Origin of the sequence: Pseudonocardia bannensis, from assembly GCF_012911875.1 — a bacterium.
Classification (GTDB): Bacteria; Actinomycetota; Actinomycetes; order Mycobacteriales; family Pseudonocardiaceae; genus Pseudonocardia; species Pseudonocardia bannensis.
Window position 1 is genome coordinate 1 of sequence record NZ_JAAXKZ010000141.1, and the last position, 14,836, is coordinate 14,836.

At 71.8% G+C, this 14,836-nt stretch carries 15 protein-coding genes and 1 pseudogene; 5 read left to right on the forward strand and 11 right to left on the reverse strand.

The genetic code is table 11. The features are described from left to right. The coding region (locus HF519_RS25780) for a carboxymuconolactone decarboxylase family protein (protein WP_169415121.1) at window positions 1-307 on the reverse strand (307 nt) is incomplete at its 3' end. Between the two features lie 316 nt (window positions 308-623). Between HF519_RS25780 and HF519_RS25785 the strand changes: the two genes are divergently transcribed. Further along, window positions 624-893, forward strand: a complete 270-nt coding sequence (locus tag HF519_RS25785) for a hypothetical protein (protein WP_169415591.1) — start codon at window positions 624-626, stop codon at window positions 891-893. A gap of 80 nt (window positions 894-973) precedes the next feature. Further along, the gene (locus tag HF519_RS25790) at window positions 974-1,747 is read left to right on the forward strand and encodes an alpha/beta fold hydrolase (RefSeq protein WP_169415592.1); all 774 of its coding nucleotides are present in this window, start codon (window positions 974-976) and stop codon (window positions 1,745-1,747) included. Between the two features lie 216 nt (window positions 1,748-1,963). Here HF519_RS25790 and HF519_RS25795 read toward each other — a convergent pair whose 3' ends face one another. From HF519_RS25795 to HF519_RS25820, 6 genes are all read right to left on the reverse strand, one after another. Then, window positions 1,964-3,232 carry an APC family permease gene (locus tag HF519_RS25795; RefSeq protein WP_169415593.1) on the reverse strand — a complete coding sequence of 423 codons (1,269 nt, stop codon included), beginning with the start codon at window positions 3,230-3,232 and terminating at the stop codon, window positions 1,964-1,966. Window positions 3,233-4,261: 1,029 nt separating this feature from the next. Then, window positions 4,262-5,080, reverse strand: a complete 819-nt coding sequence (locus HF519_RS25800; RefSeq protein WP_169415594.1) for an ABC transporter permease — start codon at window positions 5,078-5,080, stop codon at window positions 4,262-4,264. After that, window positions 5,077-6,267: an ABC transporter substrate-binding protein gene (locus HF519_RS25805; protein WP_169415595.1), complete on the reverse strand. Its 1,191-nt coding sequence runs from the start codon at window positions 6,265-6,267 to the stop codon at window positions 5,077-5,079. Before HF519_RS25805 ends, HF519_RS25800 begins: the two co-directional genes overlap by 4 nt. Next, window positions 6,267-6,995: an ABC transporter ATP-binding protein gene (locus HF519_RS25810; protein ID WP_169415596.1), complete on the reverse strand. Its 729-nt coding sequence runs from the start codon at window positions 6,993-6,995 to the stop codon at window positions 6,267-6,269. Before HF519_RS25810 ends, HF519_RS25805 begins: the two co-directional genes overlap by 1 nt. Next, on the reverse strand, window positions 6,971-8,011 hold the full coding sequence (locus tag HF519_RS25815) for an acyl-CoA dehydrogenase family protein (RefSeq protein WP_169415597.1): 1,041 nt from the start codon (window positions 8,009-8,011) through the stop codon (window positions 6,971-6,973). The genes HF519_RS25810 and HF519_RS25815 overlap by 25 nt, the downstream gene beginning before the upstream one ends. Continuing rightward, window positions 8,008-8,538, reverse strand: coding sequence for a DUF4242 domain-containing protein (locus tag HF519_RS25820; protein ID WP_169415598.1), 531 nt, complete (start codon window positions 8,536-8,538; stop codon window positions 8,008-8,010). Before HF519_RS25820 ends, HF519_RS25815 begins: the two co-directional genes overlap by 4 nt. Window positions 8,539-8,799: 261 nt before the next feature. Between HF519_RS25820 and HF519_RS25825 the strand changes: the two genes are divergently transcribed. Then, the gene (locus HF519_RS25825) at window positions 8,800-9,414 is read left to right on the forward strand and encodes a TetR/AcrR family transcriptional regulator (protein WP_169415599.1); all 615 of its coding nucleotides are present in this window, start codon (window positions 8,800-8,802) and stop codon (window positions 9,412-9,414) included. A 142-nt stretch (window positions 9,415-9,556) separates the two neighbouring features. Here the strand turns inward: HF519_RS25825 and HF519_RS25830 are convergent, their stop codons facing one another. The 3 genes from HF519_RS25830 to HF519_RS25840 form a co-directional block, all read right to left on the reverse strand. Continuing rightward, window positions 9,557-9,955, reverse strand: coding sequence for a globin domain-containing protein (locus HF519_RS25830; RefSeq protein WP_312860349.1), 399 nt, complete (start codon window positions 9,953-9,955; stop codon window positions 9,557-9,559). A 188-nt stretch (window positions 9,956-10,143) separates the two neighbouring features. Beyond that, entirely contained in the window at window positions 10,144-11,331 is a 1,188-nt protein-coding gene (locus HF519_RS25835; RefSeq protein WP_169415600.1) for a globin domain-containing protein, read from the reverse strand. A gap of 73 nt (window positions 11,332-11,404) precedes the next feature. Beyond that, window positions 11,405-11,851, reverse strand: coding sequence for an RrF2 family transcriptional regulator (locus HF519_RS25840; RefSeq protein WP_169415601.1), 447 nt, complete (start codon window positions 11,849-11,851; stop codon window positions 11,405-11,407). Between the two features lie 313 nt (window positions 11,852-12,164). On the opposite strand from HF519_RS25840, the gene ahpC reads away from it, so the two are divergent. Further along, window positions 12,165-12,728: an alkyl hydroperoxide reductase subunit C gene (ahpC, locus tag HF519_RS25845; RefSeq protein WP_169415602.1), complete on the forward strand. Its 564-nt coding sequence runs from the start codon at window positions 12,165-12,167 to the stop codon at window positions 12,726-12,728. Next, window positions 12,728-14,293, forward strand: coding sequence for an alkyl hydroperoxide reductase subunit F (gene ahpF / locus HF519_RS25850; protein WP_169415603.1), 1,566 nt, complete (start codon window positions 12,728-12,730; stop codon window positions 14,291-14,293). Before ahpC ends, ahpF begins: the two co-directional genes overlap by 1 nt. Window positions 14,294-14,435: 142 nt before the next feature. On the opposite strand, the pseudogene HF519_RS25855 reads toward ahpF, so the two are convergent. After that, window positions 14,436-14,657: pseudogene (locus HF519_RS25855) on the reverse strand (transposase); the annotation flags it as partial. Between the last annotated feature and the right edge of the window lie 179 nt (window positions 14,658-14,836).

Sequence of the window (14,836 nt, forward strand, 5' to 3'; positions counted from 1 at the left end):
CATCCGCGACCCGGGTCCCCTCCTCCGCCAGCTCCAGCGCGGCGCGCTCGGCCTCGGTGAAGACCGTGGCCCCCCGCCACGCCGCGACCAGGTTGAGCCGCACCGGGGCCTCACCGGCAGCGGCGGCTTCCTTGGTGTGCATGTCGATGCAGACGGCACAGCCGTTGATCTGGCTGACGCGAAGCGCCACCAGCTCCTGCGTGGCGGCCGGCAGCGGCGAGTCCTTGAGGATCCGGCCCGCCGACAGGAAGTGCTTGAGGACCTTGCCGGCGGTCGGGCCGGCGAAGAAGTTCAGGCGCGCGTCCATGGTGTGCTCCTCTGGGGTCGTGAGTGGCTACACCTCCTGAGACGGGGTAGCGCGACTCCCTGTGACACGGCCAGGTCAGACAGTGTGCGCCCGAAGGGACTCGAACCCCTGACCTTCTGATCCGTAGTGAGGAGAGGCCGCCCTCCTGCCCAGGGGAACATATGTTCGATTCTGTGCTACCGTCCTCGACGTCGCGGCGGCCGGGTTGGGGGAAGCGGCCCGGCCGCCGCGATCGTCGGGCAGACCGGGGCATCGATCCCCGCCGCAGCAGACCTGCCGGCTGGTTGAGATCGGGCGGGCACGGGAGCGCGGGACCTTGGGGGGCAACAGCCGCTACGACCGGGACCGGCCCGTCGGGGACCGCGAGGCCGCCGAGGCCCGTGCGTTCCCCGCCATCGCCGAGCTGCTCGCCCACCGTCCCGAGCTCATCACCGACCGGGCCGTCGCCGGGCAGGTCGCGCACGTGCTGCACGACTCGGCGATCGAACTCGACGCCGACAGACCCCTGCCCATCGGCGTGCGGCGCGCCGTCCGTGGCCTCGCCGCCGCGCTCCGCGCCGCGATGGATCCCCGTCCGAAGCCATAGGCCAGGTATTGCCCGGCCTCGGCCGGCCGCGCAGAATCCGAGGAAAGATCGCCACAGTTGTTGCTCAGGAGGTTCCGCCCATGCCCTGGGTTGCCGCGGACGATGGTTGCGACATCTACTACGAGACCCACGGCAGCGGGCCCGCGGTCGTCTTCGCGTCCGGCTTCATGGGCATCACCGACATCTGGCGGGCCCAGATCGAAGCGCTGTCGGACAGCTACCAGTGCATCGCCTTCGACAACCGGGGGAACGGGCGGTCGGAGAAGCCGCTGCCGAAGATCGCCTACGGGGTCGAGCGGCACGCACGTGACCTGGAGGCGGTGCTCGACGCAGTCGGCGTCTCCCGGGCCGTCCTCGTCGGGCATTCCATGGGCGGCAACACCGCATCGACGTACTACTTCGCCCATCCCGACCGGGTCGCGGGGATCGTCTACGTCGGGTCGTACGTCTCGGGCAGCCAGATCCGGGACGTCGGCAACACCCTCGAGGCCATCAAGACCGCGGTTGCCACCCCGAGCGGACGGGTCGGGTTCTACCGGGCGGTCGGCCTTCCCGAGGAGATCGCGATGGAGTCCGCGAAGTGGCCGCTGTACTCGGTGCTCGGCAACGCCGAGTCCTTCATCGTCTTCGACATGACCGACAAGATCTCCCAGATCACCGTGCCCTGCCTGATCCTGCACGGGGAGAAGGACATCGTCTCGCCGCTGGACCCCTGCGGATACGGTCTCCGCGACGGGCTTCCGGACGCCACCCTGGAGATCTTCGAAGGCGTGAATCACTGCCCCGCAGTGGAGGCGCCCGACAAGGCGAACCGCCTGATCGCCGATTTCTTGAAGAAGGTTCATGCCGGCTGAGCCTGTGCAGCTCCTAGGACCAGCAGCAACTCCCCGACCCCCCGCCATGCCGGCGCCCGGCGCGCTCGTGCCCTCAGACGCTGCTGGAACTGGGTCCCAGAACGCGCACCTCGCTTAGTCCTGGTGTCGGGTGCAGATGTCGTCCAGCGATTCCGGGGCCGGGAACAGTAGGCAGCCCTGCCGTTCTCCCGTCCGGGGGGACGGCAGGGGCGGGAATCAGCCCCGCGCGGTGAGGGCGCGGCGTAGGGCGTAGACGGCGGCGCCCAGCGCGATGACTGCGGCCCCGGAGATGACCGAGGACAGGGGCAAGGCGAAGGCCAGGACGAGGCAGCCGGCCAGCCCGACGGCGGGGATCAGACGGTTCGGTCGGCCCTCGTCGGGGGTGAGGGTCCAGGCGGAGGCGTTGGCGACGGCGTAGTAGACCAGGACACCGAAGGAGGAGAAGCCGATCGCCCCGCGCAGGTCCCCGGTCGCGGCGGCCACGACCACGACGGCGCCGACGAGGAGTTCGGCGCGGTGTGGGACCTGGAACTTCGGGTGGACGGCCGCCAGGGCATGGGGCAGGTGCCGGTCGCGGGCCATGGCCAGGATGGTGCGGGAGACGCCGAGGATCAGGGCGAGCAGGGAGCCGAGCGCGGCCACGGCCGCCCCGACGCGGACGACGGGGACGAGCCAGTCGGCGCCCGCGGCCCGCGTGGCCTCCGACAGCGGCGCGCTCGCCCCGGCCAGGCCGTCCGGGCCCAGCACCATCAGGACGGAGACCGCGACGACGGCGTAGACGACGAGGGTGATGCCCAGCGCGATCGGGATCGCCCGCGGGATCGTGCGGGCCGGGTCGCGGACCTCCTCGCCCAAGGTGGCGATGCGCGCGTACCCGGCGAAGGCGAAGAACAGCAGCCCCGCCGCCTGGAGCACCCCGCCCACGGTGGCCGAGCCGACGTCCAGCCGGGCCACGTCCGCCGCACCGGAGGTGAGGGCGGCGACCACCACGGCGGCCAGCACCGCCAGGACCACGGCCACGATGACCCGGGTCAGCCACGCGGACTTCTGCACCCCGGCATAGTTCACCGCCGTCAGCGCCACCACGGCGGCGACCGCGACCGCGTGCGCCTGCCCCGGCCACACGTACGAGCCCACGGTGAGCGCCATCGCCGCGCAGGAGGCCGTCTTGCCGACCACGAACGCCCAGCCCGCCAGGTAGCCCCAGAATTCGCCGAGGCGCTCGCGGCCGTACACGTACGTGCCGCCGGAGGCGGGATAGCGGGCCGCGAGCCGGGCCGAGGAGGTGGCATTGCAGTACGCGACCACCGCGGCCAGGGCCAGGCCGATCAGCAGCCCGGAACCGGCTGCCCGCGCGGCCGGGGCAAGCGCCGCGAAGATTCCGGCGCCGATCATCGAGCCCAGACCGATCATGACGGCGTCAGCCACGCCGAGCGTCCGCCGCAACTCCTCCGGGACGCTGCCGCCGGTCGATGGCTTGCTCATGAACACACTCCTCAGCGACGCAAGGCCGCACCCCTTACGGACTCCGATATCCGAAGACGAGATATGAGCGCCGAACGAGTCTCATGGCCACAGCCCTCACTCAGCGCAACTCGCACAAACGGTCCTTTTCGCGAGCGAGATCGATTGCGGACCGCCAGGCCCTCGCCGCACCCGGATTCGTTCTCAAAATCCGTTCTCACTGAAAAGCGGGACGGACCCCTTCTGAGAGTTGCATTGTGCGAAGATCCGGGCGCATGACGACCCCTCAGCACCCTGCCCGGACCACCGGTCGGACGCCGACGAGGTCGCACAGCACGCCTGTCCGAAGTGTAACGCCCAGCCCGGCTCGCCGTGCCGCTCGCGCGGCGGCGCGGTCGCCCAGCCTGATCGACGGGTACCTCGCGAAACCCGGCCTGGACTTCGCGCCGCCGTAACATCAGCCGGTAAAGCTGTCTATCTGCCCGACTCCCCGCTCCCCAAGACAGAAATCGTTGCCGATAATCAAACTTATGACAAAACTGCGGTACTTCCTCGTCTTCCCGGTCTCCCCGGGGCATCGCCCTGCTGGAGAGGGTCCTCGTCGGCCCGCCGCGGACGTGCCGACGTACGGTCGTCATCCTCATGCTCGTGGCGGTGGTGCTGCCGGTCGGCGCGGCGGCGCTGCTCGCATATCGGCTGCCGTTCGACCAGCTCCTCCAACTGCCGGCGCCTCCACCTACGAGCCGAGGGGCGGGCAGAGGACCGCGACATCGTGCTGCGGTCGACCCTCGTAGAACGCGGGCGCCCGGGTGGTCCCGGGGGCGGCGGTGGCGGCTCCGGGGGGTAGCACCGGCCCCGTGCGTCCGTGATCACGCCGCGACACGCTCGGGACGTCGAGCACTACCGCACGGACCATCACGCGCTGAGCGGAGTCGCGCGTGAGTTGGCTCCAGTGGTCCCACTTCAGTCTTTGCACGGGCGAGACGTGGCTCGGCAGGCGGTGCTCCGGCGGGACCCGGTTCCCTGCTTCGACCGTTACGGAGGCCGCTGTCACGCGGGCCGGAGGAGGCGGCGGGCGAGGGCGTCGAGCAGGTAGCCGAGCAGGCCGATGACCAGGATGACGGCCATGACCTTGTCGTAGGCGAGTTGGTCGCGGGAGTTGAGGATCTCGTAGCCGAGCCCGGAGGTGACGCCGAGCATCTCGGCGGGCACCAGCACCACCCAGGCGAGCCCGAGGGCCAGGCGCAGGCCGGTCAGCACGTGCGGGCGGATGGCGGGCAGCACCACGGAGGTGAGCACCTCGCCGCGGGAGGCACCGAGCGAGCGGGCCGCGAGCACGTGGCCGGGTTCGACGGACCGGACCCCGGCGACGGTGTTCATCACGACCGGCCACACTGCCGCCGCGGCCACCAGGAACACCACGGGCCGGTGGCCGATGCCGAACAGCCCGATCGCCACCGGCGCCCACGACAGCGGCGAGATCATCCGGAGGAAGCCGAAGACGGGCCGGGTGGCGTCGTCGGCCGTGGTGAACGAGCCGGCCGTCAGGCCGACGGCGAGCCCCACCAGAGCGGCCAGCAGCAGGCCGCCGAGCAGGCGACGCAGGCTGGTGAGGACGTCGTCGAGCAGGACGCCGCTGGTGGCGAGGTCGGCCAGCGCAGGGAGGGCGCGCTGCGGCGCGAACGCGGCGAGCAGGTTCGGCGGCGCGACCAGCACCGTGGTGGCGAACCACCACAGCAGCACCGCGACGGCGATGCCGGCGGCCGGGGCGACGAACCGCGGCAGCGGGCGCGCAGTACGGGGAGCGGTGGCCGGGCTCGTGGAGGAGCCGGTCGCGAATGTATCGGACGTCTCGGACGTGGCAGTCATGCCGGGGACACCTCTTCGGTCCGGGTCAGGGAGGCGGGCAGGCCGAAGGCACCGGGGCCGCCGAGGGAGTCGATGCTGCGCCGCACGAAGCGGTCGTCGGTAAGCTCGGTGTGCACGGTCGCCGGGTCGACGCGGTCGAGGAAGCTGGTGTCGCCGTCGACCACGGTCCCGCGCATCGCCCCGACCAGCGCGGCGGTGTAGGAAGGGAACGGGAACGGCGCGAACCCGATCCGTTCGCCCGACCAGCCGGCGTTGCGGAGGGTGGCGGCGTGCTCGGCGGGCGGGTAGGTCAGGGCCCGGGTGATCGCCGGCAGCGGCTGGGGCAGGTAGCGGTCGGTGGAGAGCAGCCCGGCGGTGCCCGTGCAGTCCGCGGTGATCCACTGCTGGGCGCCGGCGACACCGTCGGTCACCGCCTGTACCGCGTGTGGCGCGGTGTCGATCAGCTCCTGCCGCACGACGACGACGCAGCAGGCGTGGTCGCGCCAGACGTCGCCGACGAACCGGGCGATCCGGCCGACCTTGCGGATCTCGGCGGCGGCGTTGAACGGGTCGGCGACGATGTAGCCGGCCACGGCACCGGTGCTCAGCGCGGGCAGCATGTCGGCCGGGCTCATCACGACCAGCGCCACGGTGCCGGCCTCGGCGGAGGGGTCCTCGCGCACGACCGGGCGCAGGCCCGCCCCGCGCAGGATGCGCTGGAGCATCACGTTGTGGATCGACCACCAGAACGGGATCGCGACCCGCCGTCCGGCGAGGTCGCGCACGTCGGAGATCCCGGGTCCGACGGTCAGGGCGGAGCCGTTGGTGTGGTTCCAGGCGACCATGCGCACGGACGCGCCGAGGGCGTAGCGCAGCTGGATCGCGAAGGGCATGAGCAGGTGCGCCACGTCCACCTCGCCGGCGGTGAACGCCTGGGCGAGCGACTCCCAGCCGCGGAAGAGCACCGGCCGGGCGGCCGGCACGCCGGCGGCGGCGAAGCGCCCCTGGGCATGGGCCACGAGCAGCGGCGACGCGTCGGTGATCGGCAGGTAGCCGATGCGCAGTGGGCCACCTTCGGCGACGGGGGCGCCGGAGCGGTCGGTCGGCCGGCCGCCGGTGACCAGGTCGGTCAGGCCGGGGATCCCGCCGCCGATCACCGCCGCGGCGCCCAGGCCGGTCGCCGCCCGGAGGAAGGCGCGACGGTCCATCAGCTGGTTCCGGCGAGCTGGGAGCGGTAGCTCGCGACGAGCTCGGCGCGCAGCGGGTGCGTGGCCAGCTCGTCGTGCTCCGGGGCCGCGCCGACGGGCCAGGTGCCCGCGCGGCCGCCGGTGCCGTCGAGCGCGGTGACCGTCGTGGCGAGGTAGAGGGCCTCGTCGACGTCGTGGGTGACCAGCACGAGGGTCAGTCCGAGCCGGGTCGCAGCGTCGCGCAGCCAGGCTTGCAGATCGATTCGGGTGGCCGGGTCGAGGGCGGAGAAGGGCTCGTCGAGCAGCAGGACGTCGGCCCCCACCGCCATTGCCCGGGCGATCGCGACCCGCTGGGCCTGCCCGCCGGAGAGCTGGGCAGGACGGGACTTGGCCAGTGGGGCGAGCCCGAACAGCTCGAGCAGCTCGGAGGCCCGCTCGTCGGAGTAGCGGCCCCGGTTGGCGCGGTAGCGCCCGCCGAGGCGGACGTTGGCCTCGACGTCGAGCCAGGGCAGCAGCAACGGCTGCTGGAACACCGTCGCGCGCACCGCCCCGTCGGGCTGCTCCACGGTGCCCGCGTCGAGCGGCTCCAACCCGGCCAGGACCCGCAGCAGCGTCGACTTCCCGCTGCCACTGGGGCCGAGTATCACGAGCCGCTCGTCGCGGCGCACCTCCAGATCGAGACCGGCGAGCACCGGGCGGTCGCCGTAGGCCTTCTCCGCCCCGGTCAGCCGCAGCGCGACAGTTCCCACCGCAGGTGTCCTTCCGTCGGGGACTGGATCGGCAGGAAGGCGCCCTCGCGCAGCCGGCGCGCCACCGGGCTGGTGGCGAGGTACCCCGCGCCACCGCGCACCGCCGCCTCGGTCCGCGTCGCCTCGGTGGCGACGTGGGCCGCGTCGAGCCGCAGCCGCAGCAGATCGGCCGGGCCGAGCGCAGCCGGCGACTCGGCTGCTGCGTGCAGCCGGTCGTGCACCTCGGCCGCCCGGGCGGCGACGGCCTCGGCGTCGCCGGCGAGCTCGGCGTTCTGCCCGGTCGCCCGCGCGCGGGCCTCGGCCGCTGACCGCCCCGCGAGCCCGACGCAGAACGCCGCCTGGACCAGCAGGAACGCCGGTCGCACCGCGTCGACGAACCCGCGCAGATCGGTCGACAGGACGTCGGCCTCGCCGACCCGCACACCCTCCAGGGTCACCGACGACGAGCCGGTCCCGTTGAGCGCCAGCAGCTCCGGCCGCGGTGCGACGTGCACACCGGGCCGGTCGGTCTCGATGCGCATGATCGCCCGGCGCTCCCCCTCGGGACCCAGCCGCACGGGCAGCACCACGGTCGCGCCCGGGAACAGGTTCGACGCCCAGCGGATCGGCCCGTCGAGCACCAGCCCGCCGTCCCCGGCCGGGGTGGCGACGACCGGCACCGGCTCAAGGCCCGCGACGTCGCGCAACGCGGGCGCCATCGCCGTCGCCCCGACGCGGCAGCCCGCCCGCAGCTCGTCGAGGTCGCCCCGACGGTCACCGCTGAGATCGAGGTACTCCAGCACCATCCGCTGCGCCCACAACGAGAACGCCGAGGCCATGCACTCGCCGGCCACGGTCTCCACGAGCGACACCGCGTGCGGCAGCCCGCTCCCGGCCGGGGCGAGGAGATCGGCGGCCCCGAGCCAGGCCAGGCCGTCGCGGACGTCCGCGGCTCCGGCGTCGACGGCAGCGGCGCGCTCGCCGAACCACGCCGCGACGTCGGCGCGTTGAGGCACGACCGCCGGTGCCGTGGTCACCGCTGCTCCAGCGCGTGCAGCCGGTCGATGGGGGTGTCCACCGCGGCACGTCCCTGCCGCACGATGTCGGCGGAGTCGGCGTCGTAGAAGCACAGGCACTTGGCCATGTCCTCGCGCACGTAGGTGCGCAGGAAGCTCACCTCGGGCACGTCGGCGTAGCGCGGCGCCTTCTCCTTCTTGCGCGCCAGGTAGGTGTCCATGTCCAGGGTCTCGGGCAGGTCCCACTCCACGAGCCACCCGGCGGCAGGGCGCGCGGCCTTGAGCTCGGCCAGGTCCGCACCGACGAGGCGCACCTCGTCCGGCCCGGTCACGCGGGCCGCGCCGGCCAGCCCGTCGAACCCCTCCTTGACCGTGGCCGCGTCCGCGGCCTCGACGACCGCGAAGACGAGGCCGTGGTCGCCGGTGACCTGGGATTCGATCAGCTCGCCCGCGGCGTTCGCGGCGGCCTTGTCGATCTCGGCGAGCAGGGCGGTGACGCCCTCCCGGTCGGTGCGGGCGGGGACGAACTCGAGCAGGTACAGCGACATGACGAACCTCCATTGAGGACAGAAGGGCTGCCGGTTGCGGCAAGGCACGACCGGGGTCTCGGCGGATGCGAGAGGAGAGGGTGCGGCGCGAGAGCGCTCAGGCCACCGGGGCGAGCACGGCCGGACACGCCGCGGCGACGACCCGGAGCAGGTCGACGTGCCGGCGCGACACCAGGCCGAAGGGGCTCACACGGGCCACGGTAACGGATAGACCAGTCGGTCTGTCAACCTCGGTCCGATCCCACCTCCTATGCTGCTCACATGCCCACCCGCGGCCCGAGTACCGAGACGAAAGGCGGCCCGGTCCGACACCGCGACAGCAGGCCGCTGCCGGCCGACCGGTTGCTGGACACCGCGGCCGCGCTCTTCGACCGCGAGGGCATCCGCGCGGTCGGCATCGAGCGGCTCATCGCCGAGGCGGACGTCGCCCGGGCCAGCCTCTACCAGGCCTTCGGATCCAAGGACGCCCTCGTCGTCGCCTATGTGGAGCGTGCGGACCGCACGGATCGGGAGCGCTACGCGCGCGCCGTGCGTGCGCTCGCCGAGGACCCGCGGGAGCGGATCGCCGCCTTCTTCCGGCTGGCCGCGGCCGGGATTCGGCGTCGCCGCTTCCGCGGCTGCCTCTACATCAACGCCGCCACCGAGTTCCCCGACCCCGACCATCCCGTGCACGACGCGGTCGCCGCGCACCGGGACTGGCAGCGGGCCGAGCTGGTCCGGGCGGCGGGGCAGGCCGGTGCCGCCGACCCCGAACGCCTCGGCACCCGCCTCCAGCTGCTCTACGACGGCGCCCTCGTCGGCGCCAAGGCCCTGCGGGACACCGGGCCGATCGAGGAGGCTGCCGAACTGGCGGTGGAGCTGCTCGCGTCCGGCTGAGCAACGAGGGCGTGCGCCCCCGGTGTTCCTGGCACCGAGATGCAACGGGCGGCATGCGACGTGAGTGACGGCGTGCACGACCTGCATCACTGCGGTCCGCCGGACACGATTCAGGCTTCGTGCTGTCGACGTCACCGCATCCTCAGCCGGCGTCCGGAGCGAGGCTGTGGGCAGCGCGTTCGAGGTAGGTCCAGAGCTGTTGCTCGTGCCGTGGGTCGAGATCCAGGCCGTCGAGTGCGGTCCGCATGTGCCGCAACCACCGCTCACGGGTGTCGGCGTCCATCCGGAAGGCGGCGTGTCGCATCCGCAGCCGGGGATGCCCACGCAGCCCGCTGTAGCGGCGCGGCCCGCCCCAGTACTGCGCCAGGAACGCCGTCATCCGCTCTCGCGCCGGACCCAGCTCGGCCGGATACATGCCGCGGAGCACTACGTCCCCGGCGACGCCGTCATAGAAGTCATCGACCAGCCGGACGAAGGTGTCCCACCCGCCGACCGCCTCGTAGAACGAGCCCTCGCTCGTCGCTTCCTCCGACACCGTCACGCCCCCACCATGCGTGCGACGCTGCACCCGCACCAGCTTGGTGCACAAAATGTTGGCACAATAACAGTCGAGGTCTCGTCCGGATACCGGAGATCTCCTCCGGTCCTCATGACCGTTGGCCCGCACCCGACCGGGCACCGCTGATGAGCCGCGGCACCCGGCCTGGTGCGGAAGCGATCGTGTGCTCCTCAGCCCTGGTCGAGTCCGAGGTCGGGGCCGAAGACCTCGTAGTGGATGTCCGCGGCGGGCACCCCGCGCTCGAGCAGCTGGGCACGCACGGAACGCAGGAACGGAACGGGCCCGCACAGGTAGGCCACGGTGTCGGCGGGGACGTCGAGACCGGCCAGGTCGACCAGCCCTGTGCGCTCGGTCGGCCACGGCTGCTCGGGGCGCTCGTACCAGACCGCCGCCTGCGCGTCGGGCAGCTTCGCGACGAGCTGCTCGAGGTCGGCCCGGAGCGGGTGGGTGTGCGGGGTGCGGTCGGCGTGGACGGCGATCACCCGGCGCGGCGAGTCGACGGCCGCGAGATGGCCCAGCATGTCGATCATCGGCGTGGCACCGATGCCGGCCGAGGCCAGCAGCACGGGCCGGTCGCCCTCGTCGAGGACGACGTCGCCGAAGGGACGGCTGACGCACAGGACGTCACCGAGCCGCACCCGGTCGTGCAGGTGGACGGAGACCTCCCCGTCCGGGGTGCCGGTGACCCGCTTGACGCTGAAGCGCAGGGTGTCCGGACGCTGGGTGGACACGCTGTACTGGCGGATCTGGTGGGCACCGTCGGGCAGCGTGACCTGCACCGACACGTACTGCCCGGGCCGCGACGCGGCGACGGGTTCGCCGTCGGTGGGCCGCAGGATGAAGGTGGTGACGTCGTTGGTCTCGCACAGCAGCCCGACGACGCGGTGCTCGCGCCAGGTGTCCCCCGCGTCGACACCGGCCTCCGCGTAGAGCCGGGACTCGATCGCGACCAGGGCGTTGGCCATCAGCCAGTACACCTCGTCCCAGGCCGCGGCGACCTCCTCGGTGACCGCCGCGCCCAGCACCTCGACGATCGCGGCGAACAGGTAGGCGTGGACGATCGCGTACTGGTCCCGGGTGATGCCGAGTGACGCGTGCTTGTGCGCGATGCGGGACAGCATCGCGTCGGGGCGCACATCCGGCTGGGCCAGCAGCGCCGAGGCGAACACCGCGATCGAACCGGCCAGGGCTTCGGCTTGGGTGCCGTTGGCCTGGTTACCCCGGTTGAACAGGTCACGTAGCAGCTCGGGGTGCGCCTCGAACAACCGCCGGTAGAACACGGTGCTGATCTCACCGATCGCCCCGGCGACGGCCGGCAGGGTCGCCTGGACGATGGCTGCGGACTGCTCGGACAGCATGAGGGAGGCTCCACATCGCGAGGCGGATTTGTGCGCCACGTGCGGCGATGTCGCACGGGTCGTGTGTCGGTAATCAACCGACGCGGGCAGGCGGTGAGAGGCCGATCAGCAGGGGCCCGGTGGGGGCCGAGACGAGGTCGTCGATCGTGTACGGGTCGAGCGCGGAGTAGAAGGCCTCGCGGGCCTCCCGCAGCGCCGTGCGCAGCCGGCAGCCGGAGCGCAGCGGACACGGCGGGTCGTCGTCGCAGCCGACGACGTCGCCCTCGCCCTCGAGGGCGCGCACGAGGCGGCCGACCGAGCCGTACCGGCCCGCCGAGGTCAGCGCCAGGCCCCCGCCCCGGCCGCGCCGGGCCTCGAGGACCCCGAGGTGCTGCAGGCGGGTCACGATCTTGGCCGCGTGGCTGTAGGGCGCCCCCACGGCCGCGGCGATCTCACGGGTGGGCGGGCACTCGCCCTCGTCGAGCACCGCCATCCGCATGAGGATGCGCAGCGCCAGATCGGTGGCCGCGGTCAGTCGCACGAGAGCGACACTAGGAAAATCGGAATCTCGGAGTCGACTTCACGGAGCGTGTTCACAACCACAGCGTTGCTCCACGATCGGGCGACCTGCGCGAACGAGTCGACTGCGGTTGAGGTCACACCCGGTCAGCCGCATCCGGCGAAGACCAGGATTCCGGTGAGGCAGGAGGGCGGCACCACGACGCACGCCAGAGCAGGACCGGCTGTGATCATCCAGACACGGTCCGGATTCGATCCTCCCCGAGCTTGTCTGGAATAGTTCAAGACACGCCAACGTCGCCGCGTCCTAACCTCTCTCTCAGGCAGGAAGACCCGTGTCTCTGATCAACTCGACCGTCAAGCCGTTCAAGGTCAACGCGTACCGGCAGGGCAAGTTCATCGAGGTCACCGATGAGGACCTCAAGGGCCGATGGAGCGTGCTCGTCTTCTACCCCGGCGACTTCACCTTCGTGTGCCCCACCGAGCTGGAGGACCTCGCGAACCACTACGACGAGTTCCAGGCCCTCGGCGTCGAGGTCTACGGCGTCTCGACCGACAGCCACTTCGCGCACAAGGCCTGGCACGAGACCTCCTCGGCGGTCGGAAAGGTGCAGTACCCGCTGCTGGCGGACATGACCCACCAGCTCTCGCGGGACTTCGAGGTGCTGATCGAGGAGGACGGCCAGGCGCTGCGTGGCACCTTCGTCATCGACCCCGAGGGCAGGATTCGCACCGTCGAGGTGCACGACACCGGCATCGGCCGGGACGCAGTCGAGCTGCTGCGCAAGATCCGGGCGGCCCAGTACATCACGGCGCACCCGGGCGAGGTCTGCCCGGCGAAGTGGGAGGAGGGCGCCGAGACCCTGACCCCGTCGCTGGACCTGGTCGGCAAGATCTGATGCTGGACGCAAACCTCACAACACAGCTCGCGGCCTACCTGGAGCGGCTGCAGAAGCCCGTCGAGCTCGTCGCCAGCTTGGACGACGGCCCGGTCTCGGCGCAGACCCGCGAGCTGCTCGACGACATCGCCGCCGTGAGCGTCAAGGTGACCGTCCGCGAGGATCCGACAGCCGCCGTCCGCACGCCGTCGTTCCTCATCACGAACCCCGGCACCGACTCTGGTGTCCGCTTCGCGGGCGTTCCGCTGGGGCACGAGTTCACCTCGTTGGTGCTGGCGCTGCTCCACGTCGGCGGCCACCCGCCGAAGGAGGACGCGGACCTGCTGGAGCAGGTGCGTGGCCTGCGCGGTTCGCTGCACTTCGAGACGTACTTCTCGCTGACCTGCCAGAACTGCCCGGACGTGGTGCAGGCGCTGAACCTGATGAGCGCCCTGAACCCGAACGTCACGCACACGGCCGTCGAGGGCGGCGCCTTCGAGGCCGAGGTGGCCGAGCGCGAGATCATGAGCGTGCCGACCGTGTACCTCAACGGCGAGCTGTTCGGGCAGGGCCGGATGGACCTGGCCGAGATCGTCGGGCGGTTGGACACCACCTCGGCGGACCGGGACGCCGAGGCGATGCACGGAAAGGACACTTACGACGTCCTCGTGATCGGCGGTGGCCCCGCGGGCGCCACCGCGGCCATCTACGCCGCACGCAAGGGCATCCGCACCGGGCTCGTGGCGGACCGGATCGGCGGCCAGGTTCTCGACACTGCCGGGATCGAGAACTTCCCCTCGGTCCCGCACACGGAGGGCAACCAATTCGCCGGGGCGCTCGAGCGGCACATCAAGTCGTACGACATCGACCTGATGCCTCGCCGGCAGGCCACGAAGCTCGGCGCAGGCGATGGGGACGCTCCAGTCGAGGTCACGTTCGACAACGGCGCCACTCTGCGGTCGCGGACCGTCGTGGTGGCCTCGGGCGCTCGGTGGCGCAACCTCGGGGTCCCCGGCGAGCAGGAGTATCGGAACAAGGGGGTGACCTACTGCCCGCACTGTGACGGTCCCCTGTTCAAGGGCAAGCCCACAGTCGTGGTCGGCGGCGGCAACTCCGGCGTGGAGGCAGCGATCGATCTCGCAGGGATCGCCTCGCACGTCACCCTGCTGGAGTTCGGTCCGATCCTGCGCGCGGACGAGGTGTTGCAGCGCAAGCTGAACAGCTTGCCCAACGTCACCGTTGTGCTGGAGGCGGTCACCACGGAGATCGTCGGGGACGGGCGCAAGGTCACGGCCCTGCGCTACACCGACCGCCGCGACGACTCCGCGCACGAGATCACGGTCGAGGGCGTGTTCGTGCAGATCGGGCTGCTGCCGAACACGGACTGGGTCAGCGGTGCGGTCGAGCTGACCCGGCATGGCGAGATCGTGATCGACGACCACGGGCGCACCAGCCTCGCCGGTGTGTTCGCGGCGGGCGACTGCACGTCCACGCCGTACAAGCAGATCGTCGCAGCGGCGGGCGACGGCGCGAAGGCCGCGCTGAGCGCATTCGACCACCTGATCCGCATCACCGCGCCCGTCTGAGGGGCCGAAGCTCGAGCCTCGTCCGCGCCTGACGACGAGCACGAAGCGAATGGCCCTCGGGGGATGCTTCGAGGGCCATTCGGGTTGCGTCCACGGACGTGGTGGATGAAGACGATCACCCCGTGTCCTTCGAGCTGACAACCTATGCGCTGATCGCGGTCGGCGTCACCACCTTCTCGGTGGAGGTCGGGGCGGGGTGCTGGCGGGCTTTGGCGAGGACCTCGATGCCCATGTAGCGGCGTTGCTCGGCCCATTCGTCGGTCTGCTCGGCCAGCACCGCCCCGACCAGGCGGATCACCGCGGCGCGGTCGGGGAAGATGGCGACCACGTCGGTGCCCCGGCGGATCTGGTTGTTCAGCCGCTCCTGGTAGGGGTCGGGCCGGGGCGCGGTGTCCACCTCTCGATGGGTCCGTTTCCCCCGGCCCGCGCCTCCGAACCGGACGTGCGTGTTCCCACGCATCCGGCTCTCCACGTGTCCGTGCCAGCGGGGTCAGGCGGGGGCCGCGTTCGGGCGCTGCCAGGGGGTGGGGATGTTCGCAGCCC